Here is a 25,814-nt window from a genome sequence, read left to right as displayed (position 1 = left end):
GTATGTATTGATAAATAACACGTTTTATCCGAGGTGTGTAATGCACATCGCGCAAAGCTAATAAGGAAATGTGATGACAGAACAACTCGCGCGCCAACTGACCCAACGTTTTTACCGTTATCTGGCGGTTTCCAGCCAGAGCGATGCCAAATCCACCACGCTGCCCAGCACCCCTTCACAACATGCGATGGCGGAGCTGCTGGCGCAGGAACTGCGTGAGCTTGGGCTGCAGGATATCGTCATCGATCAGCATGCCACGGTGACCGCAGTAAAACCGGGCAATCGGCCTGATGCACCGCGCATTGGCTTTATTACCCATATCGACACGGTTGACGTGGGTTTATCACCGGATATCCACCCGCAAACTCTGACGTTTAACGGCGATGATTTGTGTCTGAACGCGCAGCAAGATATTTGGCTGCGCGTAGCGGAACACCCGGAGATTGCGGCCTATCACGGTCAGGAGATCATCTTTAGCGATGGCACCAGCGTGCTCGGCGCCGACAACAAAGCGGCGGTGACGGTGGTCATGACGCTGATGGAAAACCTCAAAGGCGATCATGGCGACATTGTGGTGGCATTTGTGCCAGATGAAGAGATTGGATTGCGCGGCGCCAAAGCGCTGGATTTGGAGACACGCTTTAACGTTGATTTTGCCTGGACTATCGACTGCTGTGAGCTGGGCGAAGTGGTGTATGAGAACTTCAATGCGGCGGCGGCGGAACTGGTGTTTACCGGCGTGCCGGCGCATCCGATGTCCGGTAAAGGCGTGCTGGTGAATCCCCTCCTGATGGCGCACGACTTTATTTCACGTTTCGATCGCCTGGCCACGCCAGAACATACCGAAGGACGCGAAGGCTATATCTGGTTTAACGATATCAATGCCAACGCCAGCCGTGCGGTGTTGAAAGCCTCGATTCGCGACTTTGATTTACAGGGATTCGATGAGAAAAAACAGCAGTTGGTGGAAGTGGCGGATGAGATCGCCGCGCTTTATCCTACCGGGCATGTTTCACTCACCATTAACGATACCTACAGCAACATCAGCAATGCGATTGGGGAAGACCGTCGTGCGATTGACTTGATATTTGCGGCGCTCGAACAGGTGAGTGTGGAGCCGAAAGTCATCCCGATGCGCGGCGGCACAGACGGTGCGGCTTTATCGGCCAAAGGATTGCTGACACCGAACTTCTTTACCGGTGCACACAATTTCCATTCACGCTTTGAGTTTTTGCCGGTGCCCTCGTTTGTGAAATCCTATCAGGTGGCCGAAGCGCTGTGTTATCTGGCGGCGAAATAAGCAAGAACTTTACCGGCAGATCTTAATGCTGTCAGAGGCACAGGAATGGCCCGGCAACCGTTGGGAGGTAATGCCACCCACTCCGACGTAAACGAAAAAGGCTGCCATGGATGAACAATGGCAGCCTTAATTTAATCCGGTTTTAACGCCGCAGCGCGCCAGAGTGGCGCTTGATGTTATTTCGCTGCGGTCACATCAATGCCAGGGAAAAATTTCGCCGCCAGCTTGGTGATGGTGCCGTCAGCCTGCACTTTCGTGATAGCCGCATCCAGTTCACCCTTCAGCTTGGCATCGCCCTTGCGCAGACCAAAACCGATACCGGAACCGAGGATGGTGTCATCTTCAACCGGCTTGCCAACAAAGGCGAAACCTTTGCCCTGTGGCTTATCGAGGAAACCAGACTGACCCGCAGCAGACATCACCAGCGTGCCGTCAAGGCGGCCCGCCACCATGTCGTTATAAACCTGGTTCTGGTCCTGATAAGAGGTCACGGTCACACCCTGCGGCTCCCAGTGCTTCTTAGCGTAAGTTTCCTGGATTGAACCCTGCAGCACGCCGATGTTTTTGCCTTTCAGCGACTCGGCGGTTGGCAGGACTTTCTCGCCCTCTTTCACGATCAGCATGGTCGGAATACGGTAGATGGGCTTGGTGAAATCGATGCTTTTAGCACGCGCTTCGGTGATGTTCATCGCCGAGTTGATCGCATCAAACTTTTTCGCCTGCAGTGCCGGGATCAGCGCATCAAAGCTGCTTTCCACCCACTTACAGTCGAATTTGCCAACTTCGCAAATTGCTTTACCCAGTTCGATATCAAAACCTTCCAGCTCGCCCTGTGCGTTGCGGCTTTCAAACGGTGGATATTGTGATTCCAGACCGTAGCGTAAGGTTTCCTGTGCCAGTGCGTGTGCAGAAGTCAGCATACCCAGCGCCACAAACAGTGCGTTTAACTTTTTCATTATTCTTCCCCTAATTACCCTTTAACCCGGCACAGCGCTTCCGCGCCAGCCTGCAGTGTTGCGTCGTCTTTCGCGAATGACAGGCGAATTAATTTATTGTCAGTGCCGTCCATATAAAACGCCGACAACGGAATGGTGGCCACACCGTGATCGACGATGAGACGTTTTACCATTTCACTGTCGCTTTCGTCACTGAAATGTCCGTAACTGGCCAACATAAAGAAGGAACCTGCGCTTGGCAGCAGCTTAAACGGCGAATCTTGCATCAATGACAGCAGGCGATCGCGCTTTTCCTGATAGAACGGTGACAGCTGCAGATAGTTTTGCGGATTCTGCAGATAGTGCGCAAAACCCACCTGCATTGGCGTATCGGCGGCGTACATCATGAACTGATGCACCTTCACAATTTCTTCCATCAACGCGGCCGGTGCCAGCGCATAACCGACGCGCCAGCCGGTAACGTGGAAGGTTTTGCCGAATGAAGACACGATCACGCTGCGCTGTGCCAGTTCCGGATGGGTTGCCATGCCGCAGTGGGCACGGCCATCAAACAGGATGTGTTCGTACACTTCGTCGGATAGTACCACGATATCCGTGTTGCGGGTTAAGGCCGCCAGCTGCTCCAAATCGGCTGGCGTCAGCACCTGCGCACTGGGGTTGTGCGGCGTGTTGATGATGATCATGCGGGTGCGCGGCGTGATGGTGGCGCGCAGTTCATCCCAGTTGATCGCAAAATCCGGCACCTGCAACTTCAGGCCAATCGGGGTTGCGCCCTGTAAACGCACCACCGGCGCATAGCTGTCGAACGCCGGTTCAAAGAAGATCACCTCGTCACCAGGATGCACCAGCGCCGAAATCGCCATGTAAATACCCTGGCTGGCGCTGCCGGTGATCAGCACTTCGCTGCCCGCATCATAGCGCTGGCCATAAAGCGTCTCGACTTTTTCAGCCAGCGCTTCACGCAGCGCCGGTAAACCGGTCAGAGAGGCATATTGGTTATGACCTTCGCGCATGGCTTTACTAACCAGCTCCACCAGATGCGGATCGCACGGGAAGTTCGGCGCACCTTGCGACAGGTTGATGGCTTTATGTTGTGCTGACAGCTGGCCGATGACGCTGAAAATCGTCGTGCCGACATCGGGCTGTTTGGAAGAGATGTTAACACTGCTATTCAAGGTCATCGTTGCTCCACAAGGTTGCATAACCACGTAAGGAAAGTAGATTTCTATTCAACGGTGAGACGCTTGAGTCGACAAGCGAATTGTTGTCATAATAGCCATGATTAAAAATCATAGCTTGAGGTCGTTATGTCCCGCTCCGCCCTGCCGTTGAATGCCATCCATGCTTTTCTGGTCACCGCACGCCATCTTAACCTGACGCGCGCCGCCAGCGAATTATGCATTACGCAGGGTGCGGTGAGCCGTAAAATCGCCACGCTGGAAAGCTGGCTGGGATTTCCCTTGTTTGCACGCCATGCGCGTGGTCTGCATCTTACCGAGCAAGGCGCGGTGCTGTTGCCCGAACTGCAACAAGGTTATGCCATGCTGGTGAATGCCACCGAGAAAGCCAGCCGCAGCAATGCCTCAATTCGCCTGAAAGCGCCCACCTGTGCCATGCGCTGGCTGGTGCCACGTTTGGTGGCGCTGGAGCAACAGCGGCCGGAAATCCATGTGGCACTGACCACCACGCTGGACCACGCTTCACAGCTGGAAAATTATGATGCGGCGATTGTGTTTGGCACGCCGCCTGCCGGTTCCATTCGTTTATTTGATGAGCGACTGACACCGGTCCTGGGCAGCAACATCACGCCACCCGTGGGCATCAGCGATTTGGCGAGGTTTACTTTTTTGCATCCCACCAATGATTCCCGCGACTGGCAAATGTGGCTGGCGGATCAAGCGGCCACTGTGCCGATGGCACGCAATCAGCACTTTGCTACTATGGATCTGGCCATCAGCGCGGCGATTCAGGGCTTTGGTGCAACGGTGGCGGATGTGACACTGGTGCAAAATGATTTGGCGAATGGTCGCTTGATTGCCCCGTTTGCCAACAGCGTGGCCACCGGGGCAGCGTACAGCCTTTTACAGTGCGCAGAACAGGATGCGCCACCGTTCCTGCCGGATCTGGTGGCGTGGTTGTGTCAGCCTCAGAATGAAACCCACTCATCGGCGCTGGCCGACTTCGATTGAGCGACAGGCGTACTGGTTAACAGCGGACGGCGCAGAACGGTGCTGGCTGGCGCGGCCTGAGCTTTACCTAACGGCGCACTGTCCGACAGACGGAATTTCGCGACAGAAGCCTGCAACTCTTCCGTTTGACGCTCCAGCGCACTGGCCGCCGCAGAAACCTGCTCTACCAGCGAGGCGTTCTGCTGAGTCACGCTGTCCATTTCCGTGACGGCGGTGCCAACTTGCGAAATGCCCTTGCTCTGCTCTTCGGAGGCGGCCGCGATGTGCTTCATGATCTCATTCACATCCTGCACCGACTTCAGAATATCGTTCATGGTGCTGCCTGCGCTGCTGACCAATGCAGAGCCCTTATCCACGCGCTGGACGGAATCTTCAATCAGCGTGGCGATCTCTTTCGCCGCCCCGGCACTGCGCTGTGCCAGATTACGCACTTCACTGGCCACGACCGCAAAACCACGGCCTTGTTCGCCCGCACGCGCGGCTTCAACGGCGGCGTTAAGCGCAAGGATGTTGGTCTGGAAAGCAATGCTGTTGATCACGTTGGTAATCTCAGCAATTTTCTTCGAACTGCCGGAAATGCCCTGCATGGTGGTGACCACTTCCCCTACCAGACGGCCGCCCTGCTGCGCGGTGCCGGTAGCCGTTTCTGCCAGTGAACTGGCCTGACGGGCGTTGTCGGCGTTGAATTTCACCGTTGCCGTGAGCTGCTCCATACTGGCCGCAGTTTGCTCCAGCGCGGCCGCTTGCTCTTCGGTACGGGAGGAGAGATCGTTGTTACCGGATGAGATTTCTGCCGCGCCGCGATAGATATTCTCGGTTCCGCTGCGAATGGCGCTCACGGCTTCACGCAGGCTGTCCTGCATCGCACGCAGCAGCGGCACCAGTTTGCCAACACAATTGCGGCCGAAATCTTCCACGGGCTGACTAAGATCGCCTTGGGCAATCACTGCAAAATGGTTACGTACGCGCTCCAGTGGTTTCACCAGCATCGCTACCAGATAACGGTCGGTGAACAGCAAAATCACCAGACCGAACACCACAGCAACCAAAATAATCACCTTAGTAATGTTGGTGAGTTTATCGACGGTGACACGGGTTTCATCCAGCTTAATGCCTGCGGCTTTGTTAAACGCCTCCGCGCTGGTGCCAAAGGCGCGGCTCAGGGCGGGCGTCACGTTATTAGCCTGTGTGCGGTAAGCTTCAACGGTGCTCTGCTGTGCCAGCGACACCTGCGGCGCAATCCCCTCATCCAGCAATTTCTGCCAGCTGGCGATAACGCTGTTAACCGTTTCACTGTCCATTGGGCCGGGTGCCATCGCTTTGAATTGCACCAGCTGCGCTTTCATACTCTCCAGCGCCTGTTGCACCGGTGCGAAGGCATCCGCGCTTACTGCCGCGCCCGATGCACGCCCTTCCATCACGCGGGATAGACGCGTCACCACACGAAAATATTGATCGTTGCCTTTACTCAGTACCGTCATCTGATTAACCAGCTCACGGTCTATCTCATTCCCTTCGCCGAGGGCATTGAGCGAGTGCACGCTAAATAATCCGACACCGCACCACAGCAGGCAGAACAGCCCGAGAATAGTCAGCATGACGGCGCGAATAGTGAAGTTTTTTAAGATTCCCATACATAATCCCTTGGTGTGAAACGCGTAGGAGGCCCGATAAAATCGGGCATATTGCGTTTATCGGCAGCGGATTGGGAAAATGTAACGGTTTAATAAGCTAATTAATTGCTGTCTGCTTAAGCCGGATAGGAAATGTTATTACTGAAAATCAATGGATTAGCCGAAAATTTGCCTTATAAATTCATTTGCGCAATTTCACTATTAGCCTGCTCATCAAAGCTTAACGTGACTGCGCATCATCAGACGGAACAAACGCAGCCGCCCACGCATAAAACGCGCCTTCAACACCGCTTGCGGTTTACCCTGATCACCGAGGGCTAATGTCAGGTCTTCACGGGGACGCCACACCGGCCAGTCGATTTTGCCCTGTAGCCGATAGCTAAACTCACTGGCATCCCGGGCGAAGGTCACCCAATAGGTACTGACCATGTCGGCGAAGCGCTTGTCTGCGGCAGTGTAATCCCGCTCAGGCAGCGGTTTCAGTGAGGTCAGCGTGTTGAACACATAGGGGATTTCGTTGCCGTGCCAGGTGCCATGTGGATAGAGGTCGCGGGCGTTCTCTGACACATAGTCGAACCAGTATCGCCAGGCAGGCATGCCAATACTGTGTTGAGACTGCGCCACCAGTAACGGGATCACGGTAAACGCCATGTCTCGCGCCACTGCCCGGCCCAGTAAGGTATCGTCGTGAATATCGTATAGCCATTTCATCAGGCCATAACTCAGGCGATTTTTGCGACGAATTTGTTGTAACACCGTTGCAGGATCAACACCAAAATAATCCAGTACGCTGGCTTCATCACTGTTACTTCCCACCATCAACGGCACCCGATGCTGTTTACCGGCCATAAAGGTTTCGAGCATCGGTTTGGGGAGCACCGCATCACCGCTGATTGCCACCGGACCTAATCCCAGTGGACGTTGCAGCGGCCAGAATTGATCGGCAGGTAACTGACGAAGCTGTTCGGCAGAGGCGTGATCCGGCAGGCCAAAATGCGCTGCAACCTGTTTACCGATCTGTTGCGCCCTCCTGCGCGGCACATCCGGCAAGCTGTATGCACTCTGGACAATACCTTTGTGGAACAGCCCTTCAGCCAGCGGAGAGCAGCACAAAGACAACACGCTGCGCGCCCCCGATGATTCGCCAAACAGTGTGATATTTTGGCGATCGCCGCCAAAGGCAGGAATATTGCGTTGAACCCATTGCAGCGCAGCGATTTGATCCAGCAAGGCAAAGTTATTTACCACCGCTTCTTGCGGGTATTCAGCATCCAGCGCCGGATGGGCGAAAAAGCCAAAATGGCCAAGACGATAATTGAGCGTGACCACTACGACGCCCTGCGCGGCTAAGGCTTTGCCGCGATAGGGATCAAGACTACCCGCGCCGATGGTAAAGCCTCCGCCGTGCAGCCACACCATCACCGGCAAGGGACGGGAGGGCTCAACGTCTGGGGTCCAGATATTCAGGTACAGACAATCCTCATTGAACCGGCCCGGATCGCCGCCACCCACTGCCACGCAATAATCCCGGTTTTGCCAGCTGGCATCACCCCATTGCGTGGCTTCACGTACTTCTTGCCAGTGTGCAACCGGCTGTGGCGGACGCCAGCGCAGTGCGCCCACAGGTGGCGCGGCGTAAGGTATTCCCTTGAAGACAAAAAGATCATCGTCAATCAGGCCTCTGAGTTCACCCTCTGCGGTCATGATCCTCAGACGTCGTTCGTTTTTCATCTCGGGTTCCCAGATCAAGCTTGGTTCCATTATTTGCAGGCCTTGAGCGAATGTCCATGTTCTGAAAGCATTTGCAGATTAAGCCGAATATGCTTTCGATCCATTGAACATCTCCATCAAATTATTTGGCTAACCCTGGCTTGGCGAATTGCATTAAGGTTACAAGTTAACCTGGCGAGACGGAGAAGCGCGATGTTTGGTGGTATCAACCAGATGTTCAATTGGATGAGCGATCACCCGGACTTCGGTAAACTGCTGTTACGTCTGACGTTTGGCGGCCTGCTGTTATTTCATGGCGAATTCAAGGTGATGCATGGCGTCGACTGGATCGCTCATATGTTGGCCGTTAAAGGCATGCCAGGTTTCATCGCTTACGGTGCTTACATCGGGGAAATAGTGGCACCTGTCATGGTGATCATCGGTTTAATGACGCGCCCTGCGGCTTTCATTATTGCGGTGAACATGGTTGTTGCGACCTTGCTGGTAAAAATGGGCGCGGTCTGGCATCGCACAGATGTTGGCGCCTGGTCTCTGGAAACAGAGGCGCTTTATCTGCTGGGCGCACTCGCCATCATGTTCTTGGGTGCCGGGAAGTACACGCTGGTGCGTGATTCGCGCTTGCAATAAAAATCAAAAGAAATGAAGCCGGTCTGCTGAAGTGCTGATGCCACTTCACAGACCGGTTTTCTTATGCCCTTAACGTATACCGCAACGAGCCAGACTGCGCTGCTGCATCTGTTGATACAACGCCATCTCATCCTGCACCGCTGCACCTAACGCGGCTTCAAAATCCGCCCGGCTGGCATTGCCCGCGCTACGTGCGTGCGTTTCGTCGCCTAAATTAGACTGAAATATCCCCGCTGCGCTCACTGGCAGAAAATCTTCATACACTATCGGTTCTGCCAGCACGCGCCCTTCAGCAAGCAGTTGAACCAGAGTTTCTCCCGTTTGCGGAGGATGCTGGGTGCCCTTAGCGGTCAAACGATAGCGGAACCACGCCAGTTCCTGTTCGCGCAAGGTATCTTCATCATCTGGGAAATCGCGAAACACCGCGCTCAGATGCTGTTGATGATGCTGGTTATCACTGCCGGTGCCCGCTTCCGCCAACAGACGGTCGTAGAGTGTGCGGCCTTTGGGGGTTAGCGCCGCGCCGCGCTGTTCGATCTCACCAAAGCGCGCAGTATGTGTGCCGGGGGTGCCGTCATTAAAATGGACTGCCTCTTCCAGCGCTTTAAAGCTGGTTTGACGTAACAGAATCGGCACCTGACGTTGGGGGGGGCCCTCGATGAGGATTTTAGGATCGATGCCGCGCGTGGGCATTAAGGTTTGCACGCGATCTATATCCAACGTGCGTGGGGTCAGATGGTTGATGTGGCACCCCTGGAAGCACACTACGTCGGCAATCAAACGATGTTGCTGGCTCAGTGCGCGGTAGGTTTCACTGTCCACGAGGGTATGGGCATGCCAGCGGAAGGTTTCCAGCGCCTCTTTGACAAAGCGAGCGGCATCAGCGGCGTTTAAACCGCCCTGCTGTTGATGTTGCGCGATCAATGCGCGGCAACCCGGCGTGAAAATATCGCGCGCGGCTAAAATCGCGGCGGCTTTCTCTCTCAACGCGGCATCATCAATCAGTTCAAGACGTAACAGAGAGGTAAACACGCGGAACGGATTGCGGCGCAATGCGCTGTCCGTAACCGGACGAAAAGCGGTGGAGTGAACCGGCACGCCCGCCTGGGAGAGATCGTAATATCCCACCGGTTCCATCCCCATCACCGCAAACATCTGGCGCAGCGTGCTGAGTTCTTCGGCAGTCCCCACACGAATCGCACCGTGACGTTCCACACTGAGTCGGTCCAGTTCATCGGCGGCAGCGAGGCGGTTTTTTAAAGCGGGTTGTGCTTCCAGCGTACGTTCATTCACGGCCGTGACCAGTTGCGTCAGGGTGCCATATTGCGGCACTTCCTGCTGATACATACTGGACATCGCTTGCGAGAACAGCGTGCGAATCGCATCGCTGGTGAGAAAGTTTTCCATGGTCATCACCTCGGCGTTAAGGGTTGTTGCTAATGTAGATCAACCCTTTATCGCCGTGGAGGAATTTCGTGGAACTGTGATCGCCCTGTCACTCAACCCGGTCTGACGGGTCACCAAAGCGACATTTCAGGGCCAGCATGATCGTGGTGAGCACCGCTGGAATCGCCAGCAACAGGAAGATTTGGCTGAACGACCACCCGAGCGAAAGGAGTTCTGCGCCGACAAAAGCACTCATAATCGCACCGACACGACCCACACCGTGCATCCAGCTGGAACCGGTCGCACGCGCGTGCGTAGGGTAATAGCTGGCGGACAGCGCATTCATGCCGGTATTGGCGCCGTTAAAGCAGAAGCCGCTAAAGAAGGCGATGGCACTCATTAATCCCACTTCCGCCGGGGAGAAGCCGAGCGCGACAATCGCAATGCCGCCACAGAAGTAGATCACCGCCAGCGCGATATTGGCATTAATGCGATCCATCAGCCAGCCCGCAAACAGCGAACCTACCGTGCCGCCCGCCTGGTACATCGCCGTAACGATGGCGGCTTCCGTCACCGACATTCCCAGCGTATTGATCAGCGAGGGCATCCAGCTGCCAATCAGATAGACGAGGAACAGCCCCATAAAGTAGCCGCCCCATAACATCAGGCTGCCGAAGAGATATCGCCGGGAAACCACCGTCGCCACTGCGCCACGCCGCACGACAACCTGTTCAGTGGACTGGTAATGGCTGTTCGGCTCAACGACGCCAGGCAGCATGCGATCCAAAATGGCATGTATACGTGCAGCAGGTGCGCGACGGCTAATCAGGAAGCGCACGGATTCCGGTAAGCCGCGCAGCAGGAAAGGCAAAACAATCAGCGGCAAGACGCCACCCATCAACATCACGGAGTGCCAGTCATAGCGAGGCAACAGCCAGGAAGCTGCAAATCCGCCCGATGCGGCACCAAAGGTGAAACCGCAGAACACCACGGTGATAATGAATGAACGTCGACGCTCTGGTGCATACTCTGCTACCAGCGTTCCAACGTTTGGCATGGCTGCACCGAGGCCAAGGCCGGTGAGAAAACGGAATAACATCATTTGATCGATGTTTTGCGCCATGGCGGTGGCCAGCGTCCACAAGCCAAAAAAACCCACGCTGAGCAGTATCATCACACGCCGCCCGTAGCGATCGGCCAATGGCCCTGCCACCATGGCACCTAAGGCCAGGCCAATCAGCGCAGCGCTGATCACCATGCCAAGCTGATGATTAGTGACGCCCCAACTGGCTTTCAATGTAGGAGCGATAAAGCCCATCAGCGCGATGTCCATGCCATCCAGCGCAACAACGATGAAGCACAGCGCAATCAGGCGTTTTTGCCAACGGCTAAGCGCACTCTGATTAATCAGCTGGCGAACATCTACGGCTTCAACGGTGGTCACGGATCAACTCCTGCACATTCATCGTTTAATCATCAGTTTTGGTAAAAAAAACGGCGATAATGATAGCTCATCGTTAACAATAACGGGCAGGATTTTTAGGTGTAAGTGAGAATTATTCAAATTATGCGAGATTAAGCGCTTGATATTGCAATAGGTGATAATTTTGCATTGGCGCTGACTTTCACTAATTCTATTTAAAACATCAGGTTAGCAATATCAGGGTTTTTGTTAATATAATTTTGCAGTGAAGTTAACATAATTCCAGTTTTCCCATTGCCGCCATCAGGTAAAAGTCATTATGTTTGAGGCTATGGACAAAAATTCCCTTTTCAATCAGCGCATTCGCTTGCGCCATTTACACACCTTTGTTGCGGTCGCGCAGCAAGGCACGCTGGGGCGCGCGGCAGAGACACTCAATCTCAGCCAGCCTGCGCTCTCAAAAACCCTGAATGAGCTGGAAGAACTGGCTGGCGCGCGTCTGTTTGAACGTGGTCGTCTCGGTGCCCAGTTAACGACGCTCGGCGAGCAATTTCTTGTCCATGCAGTAAAAGTGCTGGATGCGCTTAACCATGCAGGCCAAAGCTTTAACGCCCCACAACCCGGCCGACCGGTCGTGATTCGCCTCGGCGCGCTCACCACAGCGGCAATGGGTATGCTGCCACAGATTCTCGATCGCTTTCACGAGCAACAACCGAACACCACGGTACAAGTGGCAACATTACATAATAATGTTCTGCTGGCCGGGTTGCGCGCGGGTGAGTTTGATATTGGCATTGGGCGCATGGCCGACAGTGAAATGATGGCGGGTCTGAGTTATGAATTGCTATTCCTTGAGTCGCTTAAACTGGTGGTACGTCCTGAACACCCGCTTCTCAGTGACAACGTCACGTTATCCCGGGCGATGCAGTGGCCGGTGGTGATATCGCCGGAGGGCACCGCCCCGCGTCGTATCGCTCAACATATGCTGGACGAGCAAGGTTGTGCGCTTCCCGCTAATTGTGTTGAAACCTCATCCACTTCGCTGGCGCGTCAGCTGGCCCTGCGTTATGACTATGTGTGGTTTGTCCCCTCAGGCGCCATCAAGGAAGACCTTAGCCACAATGCCGTTATTGCACTGCCGATTAACTCCCCTGGGCCGGGAGAGCCGGTGGGGATTATCACCCGCAGCGGCAGTCATCTCAGCCTGAGTGCCGAAGTGTTGCTGGCGACCATTCGCAAATTTCACACCTGATTAGCGACTGCGTTTGGCGTGGCGCTCACGATTATCCAGCCGCGCCTGATCCGTTTTTCTTAAACTGACATACAGTGCCCCGGCACCTCCGTGCTGGGGCTGCGCCACGCAAAAGCTTTGCACCTCGTCAAACTGCGTCAGCCAGCGTGCCAGATAACTGCGTACGATATTGGCATGGGCTTCATCATCACGGCCTTTACCGTGGATAATCAGCAGATTGCGTAGCCCCTGCTTGCGTGCCTGCAGCATGAAACTGAACAATGACTTTCGACAGGTTTCTATCGGCTGACGCAGCAGGTTCAGGCTGGCGTCCAGGGAATATTTCCCCAGCCGCAACTTATCCCACACACCTTGTTGAATCCCTTCTGTTTTGTATTCCAGCGGAGTCGTCAGCGGGATGATGTCAAGAAAGCCCCGCGTGAGGAAATTTTCCTGTTCGTCATTGGCTTGCGTCGGGCGCGGCGCTTTGGTCGAAGGGGAACGCAACCATTGGGTATTGGCACAATCTTTCAGTGGCGTCACATCGCCCATGGCATCCCGGAAAAGGTCTTCATCGTCTAGGTTCATGGTGTTTTCTCACGCCTGGTGGTTTGCTGAGCGCAAGTTGCCGCTCAAAAACAAAATAGTAGCAAAGGATTTTTGGCATCACATCTGTCACTTTTTGCGCTGAGACAAGTTATGACCAGATGTAAATATGGCAACAAAACGTTCCAGGTCAAAAAATAATGTCAGGCAAACCTTGCGCAAACTCAGGTATACCCTACGTTAGTGGGGGTTTAAAGGGAATTACTGCTCGGATGAGTTCCCTTAACGCGTAAAAATGTTAAAATTGACGGCAGTCAATAATCATCGAGCGTACCTATATGATCCCGGAAAAACGCAGCATTCGACGTATTCAGTCTGGCGGTTGTGCCATTCACTGTCAGGATTGCAGTATCAGCCAGTTGTGTATCCCTTTCACACTGAACGAGCATGAGCTGGATCAGCTGGACAATATCATTGAGCGCAAAAAGCCGATTCAGAAAGGTCAGACGTTGTTCAAAGCCGGTGATGAACTGAAATCGCTTTACGCTATCCGCTCCGGCACCATCAAAAGTTATACCATTACTGAACAGGGTGACGAGCAGATTACCGGCTTCCATCTGGCAGGGGATTTAGTGGGCTTTGATGCGATTGTCGGCGCGCACCACCCGAGTTTTGCTCAGGCGCTGGAAACAGCGATGGTGTGTGAAATTCCTTTCGAAACTCTCGACGATCTCTCCGGTAAAATGCCGGCACTGCGCCAGCAGATGATGCGTCTGATGAGCGGTGAGATTAAAGGCGATCAGGATATGATCCTGCTGCTCTCCAAGAAAAACGCGGAAGAGCGTCTGGCGGCCTTTGTCTGGAATTTGTCACGCCGCTTTGGTCAACGTGGCTTCTCACAACGCGAATTCCGCCTGACCATGACGCGTGGTGACATTGGTAACTACCTGGGACTAACCGTAGAAACCATTAGCCGTCTGCTGGGCCGCTTCCAGAAAAGTGGCATGCTGGCCGTTAAAGGCAAATATATCACTATCGAGAACCATGCGTTGCTGGCAGAACTGGCGGGTCAGACTGAACAAGCTGCGTGATTCTATGCCGGGTCGATAAATGTTAGTTTATTGATCCGGCAACAACTTTTCCCCTTCTGCCCTGCGCCAACTTAGGCTATCTTTAATCCAACTTGCTTTGGTTTGAGGAGATTGCCTTATGTCCCGGTACCAAAATATTCTGGTGGCGATTGACGCCCAACAGGACGATCAACCCGCGCTGCGTCGTGCGGTGTATCTGAATCAACGTATCGGCGGAAAAATCAAAGCTTTCCTGCCTATCTACGACTTCTCCTATGAAATGACCACCTTGTTGTCGCCTGATGAGCGATCCAACATGCGTAAAGGTGTGATCAGTCAGCGTACTGAATGGATTCGTCAACAGGCCCACGCCTATCTTGAGGCCGGTGTTGATATTGAAATTAAAGTGGTGTGGCATAACCGCCCTTATGAAGCGATCATTCAGGAAGTGATGGCGCACCAGCACGACCTGGTGTTGAAAATGGCCCATCAGCACGATCGCCTGGAAGCAGTGATTTTTACCCCGACAGACTGGCATCTGCTACGCAAATGCCCCTGCCCGGTGTGGATGGTGAAAGATCAGCCGTGGCCGGAAGGTGGCAGAGCCGTTGTGGCGGTCAATCTGGCCAGTGAAGAGCCCCATCACGATGAATTAAACCAAAAGCTGATTCGTGAAACAGTGCTGCTGGCCGATATGGTCAATCACACAGAAGTGCACCTTGTCGGTGCTTATCCCATCACGCCAATCAATATCGCCATTGAACTCCCCGACTTTGACCCCAGCGTGTATAACGATGCGATTCGCGGACAACATCTGGTGGCGATGAAAGCGCTACGCCAGAAATTCTCCATCGGCGAAGAGTTTACGCATGTGGCAAAAGGCTTGCCGGAGGAAGTGATACCGGATATCGCCTCTCATCTGGAGGCGGGAATTGTGGTACTCGGCACCATCGGCCGCACTGGCCTTTCGGCCGCGTTCCTGGGGAATACCGCTGAGCAGGTTATCGATCATCTCCGCTGTGATTTGCTGGCAATCAAACCGGACGATTTCAAATCGCCGATTGATTATGACGATGAAGAAGACGAAGACGATTAAAACAACAAAGGCGACCAGATGGTCGCCTTTTTAATCGCACTACAGATTACAGCGCGCGCAGGATACCTTCTACACTCGCCTTCGCATCACCAAACAACATTTGCGTGTTGTCTTTGAAGAACAGCGGGTTCTGCACCCCAGCGTAACCGGTATTCATTGAACGTTTAAACACGATAACGTTCTGCGCTTTCCACACTTCCAGTACGGGCATACCAGCGATTGGGCTGCGCGGATCTTCCTGCGCCGCCGGGTTAACGGTGTCATTGGCACCGATCACCAGCACGGTATCGGTATCGCTGAAATCATCGTTAATCTCGTCCATTTCCAGCACCACGTCATACGGCACTTTGGCTTCAGCCAGTAACACGTTCATGTGGCCAGGCAAACGGCCAGCAACCGGGTGGATGCCGAAACGCACTTTGATGCCACGCGCACGCAGTTTTTCGGTAATTTCCGCCACCGGGTACTGTGCCTGCGCCACTGCCATGCCGTAGCCTGGGGTGATGATCACTGACGTTGAGCCTTTCAGCAATTCCGCCGTGTCTTCTGCCGTGATTTCGCGATGTTCACCCTCTTCTTCGCTCTCGCCACCGACACTCACATCGGTACCAAAACCACCGGCAATCACGCTAATGAACGAGCGGTTCATCGCCTTACACATAATGTAGGACAGGATGGCACCCGAAGAACCCACCAGCGCACCGGTGACAATCAGCAGGTCGTTGCTGAGCATAAAGCCCGCAGCCGCTGCCGCCCAACCGGAGTAGGAGTTGAGCATCGACACCACAACCGGCATATCCGCACCGCCAATCGACGCCACCAGATGCCAGCCGAACACCAGCGCAATCACCGTCATCAACAACAGCGCGACGACTTGTGAACCGGTGCTATTCGTCTGTACAAACCACAGCATCAGCAAGAAGGAAACCACCAGCGCTGCCAGGTTCATTTTATGACGATGTGGTAACATCAGCGCTTTCGACGAAATCTTGCCGCGCAGTTTACCAAACGCCACGATAGAACCGGTGAAGGTCACCGCGCCGATAAAGATGCCGAGGAACACTTCCGTCAGATGGATATTTTCCATCACCGGCGCCAGTCCTGGTGCATGATCGATGTAGCTGTTGAAACCCACCAGCACCGCAGCCAAACCGACAAAGCTGTGCAGAATCGCTACCAGCTCTGGCATTTCAGTCATTTCGACTTTCTTCGCCAGACGCACACCGATTGCACCCCCGATCACCATCGCCAGCAGGATCCACGCCACGTTGCCGCTGTTGGGGCCGAAGATGGTCGCCAGCAGCGCAATCGCCATGCCGCTGACACCAAAGATGTTACCCTGCTTTGACGTCTCGTGTTTTGAGAGGCCAGCCAGGCTGAAAATAAACAGAATTGCGGCAACAATGTATGCTGCAGTCACTAATCCGCCAGACATGTTGTTACCCCTTAATTCTTACGAAACATTTTCAGCATGCGCTGGGTGACGGTGAATCCACCGAAGATATTGATGCTGGCAATCAGTACTGCGACGAAGGCAAGGAAAGTCACCCACCCGCCGTGTCCCATCTGCAGCACCGCACCCACCACAATTATGCCGGAAATGGCGTTAGTGACGGACATCAATGGCGTATGCAAAGCGTGACTGACGTTCCACACCACGTAGTAACCGACGACACAGGAGAGCGCGAAGACAGTAAAGTGGGAGAGGAATTCAGGCGGTGCCACGTTAGCGAGGCAGGCAAAGAGCACCACAGCCAATGCCAGCAGCAGATATTTGCGCCACGGTGAAACCGGTTTGGCTTCCACTTTTGCTTTTGGCTCAATGGCCGCCTGCGCCGCTTTCGGTGCAGCTGATACCTGAATCGGTGGCGCTGGCCAGGTCACTTCGCCTTCACGAATCACGGTGACGCCACGCACAACCACATCATCGAAGTCGACGGTGATTTCGCCGTTTTTCTCTTTGCACAGCAGTTTAAGCAGGTTCACCAGGTTGGTACCGTAAAGCTGAGAGGACTGTGTTGGCAGACGGCTAGGCAGATCGGTATAACCAATGATCTTCACACCGTTGCTGGTTAAAGTCACCTGATCAGCTACCGTGAGATCGCAGTTACCGCCGGTTGCTGCCGCCAGATCGACAATCACGCTACCTGGCTTCATGCTGGCAACCATTTCAGCGGTAATCAGCTTCGGTGCTGGTTTGCCCGGGATTAAAGCGGTAGTGACGATGATATCGACTTCTTTCGCCTGCGCGGCAAACAGCTCCATCTCTGCCTTAATAAAGGCTTCTGACATCACTTTGGCATAGCCATCGCCACTGCCGGCTTCTTCTTCGAAATCCAGCTCAAGGAACTCGGCGCCCATACTCTGCACCTGTTCTTTCACTTCTGGACGGGTATCAAACGCACGAACGATAGCCCCAAGGCTGCCCGCTGCACCGATTGCCGCCAGACCCGCCACGCCCGCGCCGATAATCATCACTTTCGCCGGTGGTACTTTACCCGCGGCGGTGATTTGCCCGGTAAAGAAGCGGCCAAATTCATGCGCCGCTTCAACAATGGCACGGTAACCCGCGATGTTCGCCATGGAACTCAGCGCATCCAGTGCCTGGGCACGAGAAATACGTGGCACAGAATCCATCGCCATGACGGTAACCTGGCGCGCCGCCAGTTTTTCCAGCAGTGCCGGATTTTGTGCGGGCCAGATAAAGCTAACTAAAGTGCTGCCCGCGCGTGTCAGTTCGATCTCCTGATCGTCTGGCGCATTCACTTTTAACACGATGTCAGACTGCCAGACACTTTCGGTGGTGCTGACAGTGGCACCAGCGGCGATAAAGCTCTCATCGTCAAAACTTGCGCGAATACCTGCGCCCTGCTCGACCGTGACGCTGAATCCCAGCTTGATCAGTTGCTCAACGGTCTTTGGCGTTGCAGCAACGCGCGACTCATTGGCTAACCGCTCTTTGGGTATCCCAATTAACATACTGTTTCCTTTCAACAATTAAAGGATGAGGTTCTGTAAGTGGCACAAGCCCATAAGGCTGAAACAGCGTTTCAGCTTTTTATGAGCAAAATGCGCAATGTAACAAAGTCTTTATAACCTACTGAAAATGTGAAAAGTGATCCACAGCGATAACGCACACTTATGACATTCACACTAATATTCAGATGCAAAGATTGAATGCCACCTTTTGCCACTAGTTTTGCGACATAATAAAAAATATTCTGCTGCGCAAAATCGTGTCATGTCGAATTTAGTGTTTTCAAAAACCTTTATTTAACAATACTTTAACTATTATAATGCTATGTGTTACCAGAATAAGTGGTAAAGCGGTTAAAAAAAAGCCATAGCATAGGTAAATGACATGTCGATGAATTATTTGCGGAGATTGTCAATCTTATGCGCATAAATTGGCTGAGACAGGTTGATTATTACATGCAATAATCAGCGGCTAATCTGTTATACATCAAGAGTCCAGCACGTTTTCGTACTCATTTTGCGTAAGGCGAAGGATCATTTTTATGAAGCTGAAGAACACCATTCTGGCGACCACTTTGTTATCCCTGTTGGCAGCAAATGCATTTGCCGCCAAAGAGTTGACGCCAGAACAAGCGGCCGCGTTGAAACCATTCGAACGTATTAATATCAGCGGTCGTTTCAATGCCATCGGTGATGCTACCGATGCCATCTCTAAAGCAGCCGATGAAAAAGGCGCTGACTCCTTCTATGTACAGGGTATCAACGATACCAACGGCAACGGCGGCAACTGGCGCGTCACGGCTGATTTGTACAAAGCTGATGCCCCAAAAGCGGATGACACCACCAAATACCGCATCTTTAGCGGTGTGAAAGAGTTGCCAAAAGCCGAAGCCTATCGTTTAGAGCCATTCGATACTGTTTCTGTTAGCGGTTTCTTCGCCAGCCAGCCAGATGTGAATGATGCCATTGCCAAACAGGCGAAAGACAAAGGCGCGGCATCCTTCTTTATTGTGCGTCAGGTTGATGCCAATAACGGCGGTAACCAGTACGTGACTGCTTATGTCTATAAAGCGGATGCACCAGAACGTAAGGTGCAGAATGTTTCAGATTCGATTCCTGCCGATTCTGAAGCCGGCAAAGCAGCACTGGCTGCTGGCGGCGCTGCAGCCAGCAAAGTGGCCATTCCGGGTGTTGCCTCTTCTGATACCCCTAGCCGTAGCGTAGGCCGTTTCTTTGAAACGCAGAGTTCAACGGGTCAGCGCTATACCGTTAAGCTGGCAGATGGTCGTAGCGTGCAGGAAGTGAATGCGATTACTGCCGCACAGATGCAGCCGTTTGATACTGTGACCTTCTCTGATCACTTCGGAACGCCGACTGAAGTGTCTGAAGCCGTGGCAAAACGCGCAGCAGATAAGGGGGCGAAGTACTATCACATCACCCGTCAATGGTCGAGCCAGAGCGGTGGCAACCTGACCGTGACCGCGGATCTGTTCAAGTAATTCCCCTGCAGGGCGGCTTTTGTCGCCCTGTGCTTCTGTTTGCATAGTCTCTGCGCAGATCTGCATAATCCTGCATTGCCTTCCCTTTTCGCTCTCCGTAAAATCCTTCGCCTGTTTTCAGGGTATTCCGTTTTAAATCCGGCCAATTGCCACGTTACACTCCAGCGGAATCGTCACTACCCAGCATACTCTGCTGCCCAGGAATGGTGTTTTGGATAAAAAATTAGGTTTGAGCACGCTCACTGCGTTGGTACTCAGCTCGATGCTCGGTGCGGGTGTGTTTAGCCTGCCACAAAATATGGCTGCCGTCGCCGGCCCCGCTGCACTGCTGATTGGCTGGCTGATCACTGGTGTGGGCATCCTGTTTCTTGCATTTGCCATGCTGCTGCTGACACGCTTAAAACCCGAACTGGACGGCGGGATTTTTACCTATGCGCGCGCCGGATTTGGTGAGTTGGTAGGATTTTGTTCTGCCTGGGGCTACTGGCTCTGTGCGGTCATAGCCAACGTGTCGTATCTGGTGATTGTCTTTTCGGCGCTGAGTTTCTTCACCGATTCGCCTGACCACGTGGTGTTTGGCGATGGCAATACCTGGCAAGCGATGCTCGGTGCGTCGGTCCTGTTATGGCTGGTGCACTGGCTGGTATTGCGTGGCGTGCAAACCGCCGCCAGCATCAACCTGCTCGCTACCCTGGGGAAACTGGTGCCACTGCTGCTGTTTGTGGTGCTGGCCCTGCTGGCATTCAACTACGATCGCTTCCACTTCGACTTCAGCGGCGTTGCGTTAGGCCAGCCGCTCTGGCAGCAGGTCAAGCAGACCATGTTGATCACCTTGTGGGTGTTTATTGGCGTGGAAGGCGCGGTGGTGGTCTCCGCGCGTGCACGTCATAAGAAAGATGTGGGACGCGCCACCATGCTGGCGGTTATCGCCGCACTGCTGGTTTACTTGCTGGTTACCCTGCTGGCGCTGGGCGTGGTGCCGCGTGCAGAGCTGGCGCAAATGCGAAATCCTTCCATGGCCGGCTTGATGCAGCATCTGTTGGGGCATTGGGGTAATACGGTGATTGCGGTGGGTCTGATTATTTCCGTGTGTGGCGCGTATTTAAGCTGGACAATTATGGCGGCAGAAGTCCCTTTTCTGGCGGCACAGCAAGGGGCTTTTCCCCGCAGCATTGCGCGACAGAATCGTCACAATTCGCCAGCCGCTTCGTTGTGGCTCACCAACGGCAGCGTGCAGGTTTGTCTGATCCTGATTGCGGCCACTGGCGCGGATTACAATACGCTGCTGACCATCGCGTCAGAGATGATTCTGGTGCCGTATCTGCTGGTGGGGCTGTATTTAATTAAAGTGGTTCGCGGACAAAAAAATCCGCTGGCATTGGCGGTAGGATTGGGTGCCAGTGCTTACGGATTCTGGCTGCTTTATGCTTCTGGCCCGCTGCACCTGCTGTTGTCTGTGGTGCTTTACGCGCCGGGATTACTGCTGTTCCTTTACGCGCGACGCGGCGGCCGTGGTAACAGAGTGTTGTCACAACTTGAGCGCATCGCGATTGGATTACTGATTGCGGCAGCACTGCCAGCGATGTGGCAGCTCACGCAGTAATTAGTGAGGCTGAACCGGGATGGAAACGCACAGCAGGTCATCCTGCTGTGTCAGATTGAGCGCTTTACGATATTCCTGATGAATCGCGTCCAGCTGATCTTCTGACAACGGATAAGGCAGTTGGATGTCAAAACGGCTGATGTGCTGTTGTTCCGCGAGGGTAATTAGTCGCGCAATATTGATCTCGTCGCTGACCTGCGTTGAAATGATTTGTAATGCTAATTCTTTCAGATGATCGTCGCTTGCCGCTAAGCCGTGTGCAGATTTACGCGTCACCATGCCAAAAATCGGCATGACACCGTAAATGGCGTCAACGAAACTCCAGCGTTTTTTGCAGGAAGCAGAGAGAAAATCGCTGTAATTGAAGCAGATGCGGTCACTGTATCCGGCTGAAGCCAGCTCTTTATCAGACACCCTCGCACTCCTCCTGGTTTTCGTTACGGTTCCGAACCTTGCGCTACAACGCGCCGCTAATAATGGCACATTTCAGCGTAAATATACCAGTCAGGCAGGGATATTTCGTGCGATAGCGTAGAGCTCAGGACCAGGAAAAGTTATGCTGCTGTCATTCTCATCACTTGCCGTGAAATATGAACAAAATTGTCTATGTGGAAGATGAGCCAGAAGTCGGTGAATTGATCGCCGCTTATCTTGGCCGCCACGATATTGAAGTGACTGTTGAAACGCGCGGTGACCGTGCTGAAGCGACTATTTTAGAAGCCGATCCCGATCTGGTGCTACTGGATATTATGTTGCCGGGCAAAGATGGCATGACCGTTTGCCGCGACTTGCGCGCGCACTGGTCAGGGCCGATTGTGCTGCTGACCTCGCTCGACAGTGACATGAACCACATTCTGGCGCTGGAAATGGGCGCCAACGATTACATTTTGAAAACCACGCCGCCCGCTGTTTTGCTTGCGCGCTTGCGTCTGCATCTGCGCCAGGCGCAGGGTTCTCAGCCTGAAGTTACGCCCGCTATTCAGAGTTCCCAGCGAGTGTTGCGTTTTGGTTCACTGACCATCGATTCACTCAATCGTCAGGTGACGCTGTTCGATGAAAACATCACCCTCTCCACCGCCGATTTCGATCTGCTGTGGGAGCTGGCTACGCATGCAGGACAAATCCTGAACCGCGATGCATTGCTGAAAACGCTGCGTGGTGTGAGCTACGACGGCATGGACCGCAGTATTGATGTGGCGATTTCTCGTCTGCGCAAAAAACTGTATGACAGCGCCACCGAACCGTTCCGCATCAAAACCATCCGCAATAAAGGTTATCTGTTCGCGCCTCAGGCCTGGGATACCCGCTCCGCATGAGAAAGCTCTTTATCCAGTTCTATTTGCTGTTGTTCGTTTGCTTTCTGGTGATGACTTTGCTGGTGGGCTTGGTGTACAAGTTCACCGCTGAGCGTGCGGGCCGCCAGTCAATGAATGATTTGATGGCCAGTTCGCTGTTTCTCATGCGCAGCGAACTGCGTGAGATCCCCCCGCGCGACTGGAACAAAACCATCCGCAACCTCGACCTCGATCTGTCGTTTGAGCTGCATATCGAACCGATGAGTAAGTATCAGCTGGATGAACCGGATATGCGCCGCCTGCGCGCCGGGGAGATTGTCGCGCTCGACGATCAATACACCTTCCTGCAGCACATTCCACGCAGCCATTATGTATTATCGGTTGGCCCTATTCCCTATCTGTTCTACCTGCACCAGATGCGCATTCTGGATATCGCGCTGCTCGCGTTTATCGGCATGTCGCTGGCGCTGCCGGTGTTTATCTGGCTACGACCGCACTGGCAGGAGATGCAGCGGCTGGAGAAAGCCGCGCAGCGTTTTGGTCGCGGCGAGCTGGATGTACGTACCCATTTCGAAAGCACATCAAGTCTGCACAGTCTTGGCGTGGCGTTTAACCAGATGGCCGATAACATCAACACGCTGGTCGCCAGTAAGAAACAGTTGATTGATGGCATTGCTCATGAGTTAAGAACCCCGCTGGTTCGCCTGCGTTATCGCTTAGAGATGAGTGACAATCTTAGCGAAGCCGAGTCGGCGGCACTCAATCGCGATGTCGGCCAGTTAGAGAGCCTGATTGAAGAGCTGTTAACCTATGCCCGCCTCGACCGCCCGCGTGTCGATCTTAATCTTCAGTCGTTTGATTTGGCGCAGTGGTTGCGTGTGCATATCGAAGATGTGCAAACCATGAATCCTCAAGCGCATATCGCGCTGGATATTCCGCAACTTGAGAATGTGGGCTCCGCCGATACCCGTTTGATGGAACGCGTGCTGGATAATCTGGTGAATAATGCGCTGCGTTATGCCCAACAGCGTCTGCGCGTCAGTCTGTGGTTTGACGGCGCCATCGGTAATTTAAAGGTAGAAGATGATGGTCCAGGTATTCCACCTGAAGAGCGCGCACGCGTTTTTGAACCTTTTGTGCGTCTCGATCCTAGTCGCGATCGCGCGACCGGCGGCTGTGGGCTCGGGCTGGCGATTGTCCACTCTATTGCACAGGCACTGCAGGGACAGGTCACTATTGAGAGCAGTCCGCTCGGTGGCGCCAGCGTTCGCTTCTGCTGGCCGGTTGATCTACCCTTGCGAGATATTTCGCCCCGTTTACCGTCATAAGGAGCTTTAATTGTGACTTCTGCTTATCAGGAACTTAGCAAAACTTTCCAGCGCCTGGCACGCTTTGGCCATCTTGGGGCTATTGCCGGTGTCGATATGCAAACCACTATGCCACCCGGCGGCAGCCAGGCGCGCGGTGAAGCCATGGCGGAACTTAGTGTGTTTATGCATGAAGTGTTGACCGATAAACGACTTGGCGGCTTATTCGATGCCGCACAGCAGGAATCGTTGAACGATGTAGAGCACGCTAACCTGAGCGAGATGCAGCGTGCGTGGCAGCAAGCAACGATTCTGCCTGCTTCGTTGGTTGAAGCCAAATCGCTGGCCGGTTCGCGTTGTGAGCATGCCTGGCGCCAACAGCGCCCTGCCAACGACTGGCAAGGCTTCTCGGCTAACCTAAAAGAAGTGGTGAAACTCAGCCGTGAGGAAGCCCAGTTACGCGCCGAAGCGCTGGGTGTGTCTCGTTATGACGCGTTACTGGATGTGTTCGAACCGGGCATGACCAGTGCACAACTCGACAATACCTTTGGCGAATTAAAAAGCTGGCTGCCCGCGCTGCTGCAGAAAGCCGTCGAGAAGCAGCAGAAAACCGCCATCGCGGCGCCGGTGGGTCCCTTTGCTGTTGAAGCACAGAAGCAGCTCGGCTTGAGTGTGATGAAAACGCTGGGCTTTGATTTCAATCATGGTCGCCTGGATGTCAGCGCCCACCCCTTCTGTGGCGGCGTGCCGGAAGATGTGCGCATTACCACCCGTTACAATGAGAGCGACTTCCTCAGTGCCATGATGGGCGTGATCCACGAAACCGGTCACGCACGTTACGAGCAGAACCTACCAAAGCAATGGCGTGGACAACCGGTGGCCCACGCTCGCTCGACTGCCATGCATGAATCCCAAAGCCTGTTTATGGAGATGCAATTAGGGCGCAGCAAGGCATTCCTGCAGCATATCCATCCGCAGGTTGTCGCCTTAATGGGTGACCAGCCGGCATTAGCGTTGGATAACTTTGTTCGCCAGACACAACGCGTGAAGCCAGGCTTTATTCGCGTGGACGCGGATGAACTGAGCTATCCAGCTCACGTGATTCTGCGTTACGAAATCGAACGTGCGTTGATTGAAGGTGAGATTGAAGTTGATGACATCCCCGCGCTGTGGGATGAAAAAATGCAGCAATCGCTGGGAATAGATACCCGTGGCAATTATCGTGATGGCTGCATGCAGGATATTCACTGGACCGATGGCGCTTTCGGTTACTTCCCGACGTACACCTTAGGTGCCATGTACGCTGCCCAGCTGTTCCAGGCGGTGAAGCGCGCGATTCCTCAAGTGGAAGATCTGATCCGTAACGGAGAGTTGCAGCCGGTGTTTGACTGGTTACAACAGAACATCTGGCAGCACGGCAGCCGCTTCCCGACGCAACAACTGTTAGTGAATGCCACGGTCGAAACGCTCAATCCGCACTATTTCCGTCAGCACCTTGAACAACGCTACCTCTCTGCGTAAACCGCGCGGCGGCCCAATCGGCCGCCCTTTTCACTTCCTTTACCCGCCTTTGTACATTCCGTTACACGCCGATACCAATGCCTCACGGAAAGACTGAATTGTTTTTCATATAGTTCTTTCACCGGCCCCGCAGTGGGCTACACATGAAAAAATAGTTCGAGGATTTTGCGATGAAAAAATTAGTTGCACTGGTGATCGCCGCTGCTATGGGTATGTCTTCTGTTGCTTTCGCTGCTGAGACCACTACAGCTGCTCCGGCTGCTGCCGCTACCACTACCGCAGCACCTGTTAAACATAAAGCGGTTCATCATAAGAAAGTTGCCCAGAAAGCGCAGGCAGCTAAGAAACACAAAAAAGTAGAGAAGAAAGCGCCAGCTGCACAGAAAGCTCAGGCTGCTAAAAAGCACCACAAAAAAGCAACCAA

22 protein-coding genes are annotated in these 25,814 nt (G+C 53.8%); 12 read left to right on the top strand and 10 right to left on the bottom strand.

From position 1 onward, the window contains the following. The first annotated feature begins 73 nt into the window (after window positions 1-73). Window positions 74-1,300: a peptidase T gene (pepT, locus tag CRO33_RS03735; protein WP_097117074.1), complete on the top strand. Its 1,227-nt coding sequence runs from the start codon at window positions 74-76 to the stop codon at window positions 1,298-1,300. 176 nt (window positions 1,301-1,476) lie between these two features. Here the strand turns inward: pepT and CRO33_RS03730 are convergent, their stop codons facing one another. Together CRO33_RS03730 and CRO33_RS03725 are read right to left on the bottom strand one after the other, a co-directional pair. Beyond that, window positions 1,477-2,256 (bottom strand): transporter substrate-binding domain-containing protein, encoded by a 780-nt coding sequence (locus CRO33_RS03730; RefSeq protein WP_058962084.1) that lies wholly within the window; start codon window positions 2,254-2,256, stop codon window positions 1,477-1,479. Window positions 2,257-2,270: 14 nt separating this feature from the next. Next, entirely contained in the window at window positions 2,271-3,437 is a 1,167-nt protein-coding gene (locus CRO33_RS03725) for a methionine aminotransferase (RefSeq protein ID WP_034830903.1), read from the bottom strand. 126 nt (window positions 3,438-3,563) lie between these two features. On the opposite strand from CRO33_RS03725, the gene CRO33_RS03720 reads away from it, so the two are divergent. Continuing rightward, window positions 3,564-4,445: a LysR substrate-binding domain-containing protein gene (locus CRO33_RS03720; RefSeq protein ID WP_097117073.1), complete on the top strand. Its 882-nt coding sequence runs from the start codon at window positions 3,564-3,566 to the stop codon at window positions 4,443-4,445. Here CRO33_RS03720 and CRO33_RS03715 read toward each other — a convergent pair. Together CRO33_RS03715 and CRO33_RS03710 are read right to left on the bottom strand one after the other, a co-directional pair. Next, window positions 4,403-6,079, bottom strand: a complete 1,677-nt coding sequence (locus CRO33_RS03715) for a methyl-accepting chemotaxis protein (RefSeq protein WP_034830905.1) — start codon at window positions 6,077-6,079, stop codon at window positions 4,403-4,405. The genes CRO33_RS03720 and CRO33_RS03715 overlap by 43 nt on opposite strands. Window positions 6,080-6,292: 213 nt before the next feature. Next, window positions 6,293-7,810 carry a carboxylesterase/lipase family protein gene (locus CRO33_RS03710; RefSeq protein ID WP_097117267.1) on the bottom strand — a complete coding sequence of 506 codons (1,518 nt, stop codon included), beginning with the start codon at window positions 7,808-7,810 and terminating at the stop codon, window positions 6,293-6,295. 192 nt (window positions 7,811-8,002) lie between these two features. Here CRO33_RS03710 and CRO33_RS03705 point away from each other — a divergent pair, with 192 nt between their 5' ends. Beyond that, on the top strand, window positions 8,003-8,437 hold the full coding sequence (locus CRO33_RS03705) for a DoxX family protein (RefSeq protein ID WP_097117072.1): 435 nt from the start codon (window positions 8,003-8,005) through the stop codon (window positions 8,435-8,437). Window positions 8,438-8,506: 69 nt separating this feature from the next. Here CRO33_RS03705 and hglS read toward each other — a convergent pair whose 3' ends face one another. Both hglS and CRO33_RS03695 read right to left on the bottom strand, forming a co-directional pair. After that, on the bottom strand, window positions 8,507-9,844 hold the full coding sequence (gene hglS / locus CRO33_RS03700; protein ID WP_097117071.1) for a 2-oxoadipate dioxygenase/decarboxylase HglS: 1,338 nt from the start codon (window positions 9,842-9,844) through the stop codon (window positions 8,507-8,509). An 88-nt stretch (window positions 9,845-9,932) separates the two neighbouring features. Beyond that, entirely contained in the window at window positions 9,933-11,267 is a 1,335-nt protein-coding gene (locus CRO33_RS03695; RefSeq protein ID WP_097117070.1) for an MFS transporter, read from the bottom strand. Between the two features lie 310 nt (window positions 11,268-11,577). Here CRO33_RS03695 and CRO33_RS03690 point away from each other — a divergent pair, with 310 nt between their 5' ends. Then, entirely contained in the window at window positions 11,578-12,498 is a 921-nt protein-coding gene (locus CRO33_RS03690) for a LysR substrate-binding domain-containing protein (RefSeq protein ID WP_034830936.1), read from the top strand. Here the strand turns inward: CRO33_RS03690 and smrA are convergent, their stop codons facing one another. Beyond that, window positions 12,499-13,065 (bottom strand): DNA endonuclease SmrA, encoded by a 567-nt coding sequence (gene smrA / locus CRO33_RS03685; protein ID WP_097117069.1) that lies wholly within the window; start codon window positions 13,063-13,065, stop codon window positions 12,499-12,501. 296 nt (window positions 13,066-13,361) lie between these two features. Here smrA and CRO33_RS03680 point away from each other — a divergent pair, with 296 nt between their 5' ends. Beyond that, on the top strand, window positions 13,362-14,114 hold the full coding sequence (locus CRO33_RS03680; protein WP_034830913.1) for an FNR family transcription factor: 753 nt from the start codon (window positions 13,362-13,364) through the stop codon (window positions 14,112-14,114). Between the two features lie 118 nt (window positions 14,115-14,232). After that, window positions 14,233-15,189: a universal stress protein UspE gene (gene uspE, locus CRO33_RS03675; protein WP_034830915.1), complete on the top strand. Its 957-nt coding sequence runs from the start codon at window positions 14,233-14,235 to the stop codon at window positions 15,187-15,189. A gap of 46 nt (window positions 15,190-15,235) precedes the next feature. Here uspE and pntB read toward each other — a convergent pair whose 3' ends face one another. Together pntB and pntA are read right to left on the bottom strand one after the other, a co-directional pair. After that, the gene (pntB, locus tag CRO33_RS03670) at window positions 15,236-16,624 is read right to left on the bottom strand and encodes a Re/Si-specific NAD(P)(+) transhydrogenase subunit beta (RefSeq protein ID WP_034830917.1); all 1,389 of its coding nucleotides are present in this window, start codon (window positions 16,622-16,624) and stop codon (window positions 15,236-15,238) included. Between the two features lie 11 nt (window positions 16,625-16,635). Continuing rightward, window positions 16,636-18,168, bottom strand: coding sequence for a Re/Si-specific NAD(P)(+) transhydrogenase subunit alpha (gene pntA, locus CRO33_RS03665; RefSeq protein ID WP_097117068.1), 1,533 nt, complete (start codon window positions 18,166-18,168; stop codon window positions 16,636-16,638). 539 nt (window positions 18,169-18,707) lie between these two features. Here pntA and ydgH point away from each other — a divergent pair. Then, window positions 18,708-19,664: a DUF1471 family protein YdgH gene (gene ydgH, locus CRO33_RS03660; RefSeq protein ID WP_097117067.1), complete on the top strand. Its 957-nt coding sequence runs from the start codon at window positions 18,708-18,710 to the stop codon at window positions 19,662-19,664. 211 nt (window positions 19,665-19,875) lie between these two features. After that, window positions 19,876-21,267, top strand: a complete 1,392-nt coding sequence (locus CRO33_RS03655; protein ID WP_097117066.1) for a basic amino acid/polyamine antiporter — start codon at window positions 19,876-19,878, stop codon at window positions 21,265-21,267. Here the strand turns inward: CRO33_RS03655 and CRO33_RS03650 are convergent, their stop codons facing one another. Further along, entirely contained in the window at window positions 21,268-21,681 is a 414-nt protein-coding gene (locus tag CRO33_RS03650; protein ID WP_038646835.1) for a hypothetical protein, read from the bottom strand. A gap of 176 nt (window positions 21,682-21,857) precedes the next feature. Between CRO33_RS03650 and rstA the strand changes: the two genes are divergently transcribed. The 4 genes from rstA to asr all read left to right on the top strand — a co-directional run. Continuing rightward, window positions 21,858-22,583: a two-component system response regulator RstA gene (gene rstA / locus CRO33_RS03645; RefSeq protein WP_097117065.1), complete on the top strand. Its 726-nt coding sequence runs from the start codon at window positions 21,858-21,860 to the stop codon at window positions 22,581-22,583. Beyond that, on the top strand, window positions 22,580-23,890 hold the full coding sequence (gene rstB, locus CRO33_RS03640) for a two-component system sensor histidine kinase RstB (protein WP_097117064.1): 1,311 nt from the start codon (window positions 22,580-22,582) through the stop codon (window positions 23,888-23,890). The genes rstA and rstB overlap by 4 nt, the downstream gene beginning before the upstream one ends. 12 nt (window positions 23,891-23,902) lie before the next feature. Next, window positions 23,903-25,390, top strand: coding sequence for a carboxypeptidase M32 (locus tag CRO33_RS03635; protein WP_097117063.1), 1,488 nt, complete (start codon window positions 23,903-23,905; stop codon window positions 25,388-25,390). A 170-nt stretch (window positions 25,391-25,560) separates the two neighbouring features. Beyond that, window positions 25,561-25,814 (top strand): acid resistance repetitive basic protein Asr (gene asr, locus CRO33_RS03630; RefSeq protein WP_141399003.1); only part of this gene is annotated, 254 nt, incomplete at its 3' end.

It is taken from the genome of Pantoea sp. GL120224-02 (genome assembly GCF_900215395.1).
Lineage (GTDB): Bacteria > Pseudomonadota > Gammaproteobacteria > Enterobacterales > Enterobacteriaceae > Pantoea > Pantoea communis.
Note: the sequence above shows the minus strand (reverse complement) of the source record. Positions and strands in the feature narration are given on the sequence as shown.

What these genes read in the sequence shown, in the direction of transcription:
- pepT (WP_097117074.1), top strand. Translation starts at nt 74, where the DNA reads ATGACAGAACAACTCGCGCGCCAACTGACCCAACGTTTTTACCGTTAT.
- CRO33_RS03730 (WP_058962084.1), bottom strand. Translation starts at nt 2,256, where the DNA reads ATGAAAAAGTTAAACGCACTGTTTGTGGCGCTGGGTATGCTGACTTCT.
- CRO33_RS03725 (WP_034830903.1), bottom strand. Translation starts at nt 3,437, where the DNA reads ATGACCTTGAATAGCAGTGTTAACATCTCTTCCAAACAGCCCGATGTC.
- CRO33_RS03720 (WP_097117073.1), top strand. Translation starts at nt 3,564, where the DNA reads ATGTCCCGCTCCGCCCTGCCGTTGAATGCCATCCATGCTTTTCTGGTC.
- CRO33_RS03715 (WP_034830905.1), bottom strand. Translation starts at nt 6,079, where the DNA reads ATGGGAATCTTAAAAAACTTCACTATTCGCGCCGTCATGCTGACTATT.
- CRO33_RS03710 (WP_097117267.1), bottom strand. Translation starts at nt 7,810, where the DNA reads ATGAAAAACGAACGACGTCTGAGGATCATGACCGCAGAGGGTGAACTC.
- CRO33_RS03705 (WP_097117072.1), top strand. Translation starts at nt 8,003, where the DNA reads ATGTTTGGTGGTATCAACCAGATGTTCAATTGGATGAGCGATCACCCG.
- hglS (WP_097117071.1), bottom strand. Translation starts at nt 9,844, where the DNA reads ATGGAAAACTTTCTCACCAGCGATGCGATTCGCACGCTGTTCTCGCAA.
- CRO33_RS03690 (WP_034830936.1), top strand. Translation starts at nt 11,578, where the DNA reads ATGGACAAAAATTCCCTTTTCAATCAGCGCATTCGCTTGCGCCATTTA.
- smrA (WP_097117069.1), bottom strand. Translation starts at nt 13,065, where the DNA reads ATGAACCTAGACGATGAAGACCTTTTCCGGGATGCCATGGGCGATGTG.
- CRO33_RS03680 (WP_034830913.1), top strand. Translation starts at nt 13,362, where the DNA reads ATGATCCCGGAAAAACGCAGCATTCGACGTATTCAGTCTGGCGGTTGT.
- uspE (WP_034830915.1), top strand. Translation starts at nt 14,233, where the DNA reads ATGTCCCGGTACCAAAATATTCTGGTGGCGATTGACGCCCAACAGGAC.
- pntB (WP_034830917.1), bottom strand. Translation starts at nt 16,624, where the DNA reads ATGTCTGGCGGATTAGTGACTGCAGCATACATTGTTGCCGCAATTCTG.
- pntA (WP_097117068.1), bottom strand. Translation starts at nt 18,168, where the DNA reads ATGTTAATTGGGATACCCAAAGAGCGGTTAGCCAATGAGTCGCGCGTT.
- ydgH (WP_097117067.1), top strand. Translation starts at nt 18,708, where the DNA reads ATGAAGCTGAAGAACACCATTCTGGCGACCACTTTGTTATCCCTGTTG.
- rstA (WP_097117065.1), top strand. Translation starts at nt 21,858, where the DNA reads ATGAACAAAATTGTCTATGTGGAAGATGAGCCAGAAGTCGGTGAATTG.
- rstB (WP_097117064.1), top strand. Translation starts at nt 22,580, where the DNA reads ATGAGAAAGCTCTTTATCCAGTTCTATTTGCTGTTGTTCGTTTGCTTT.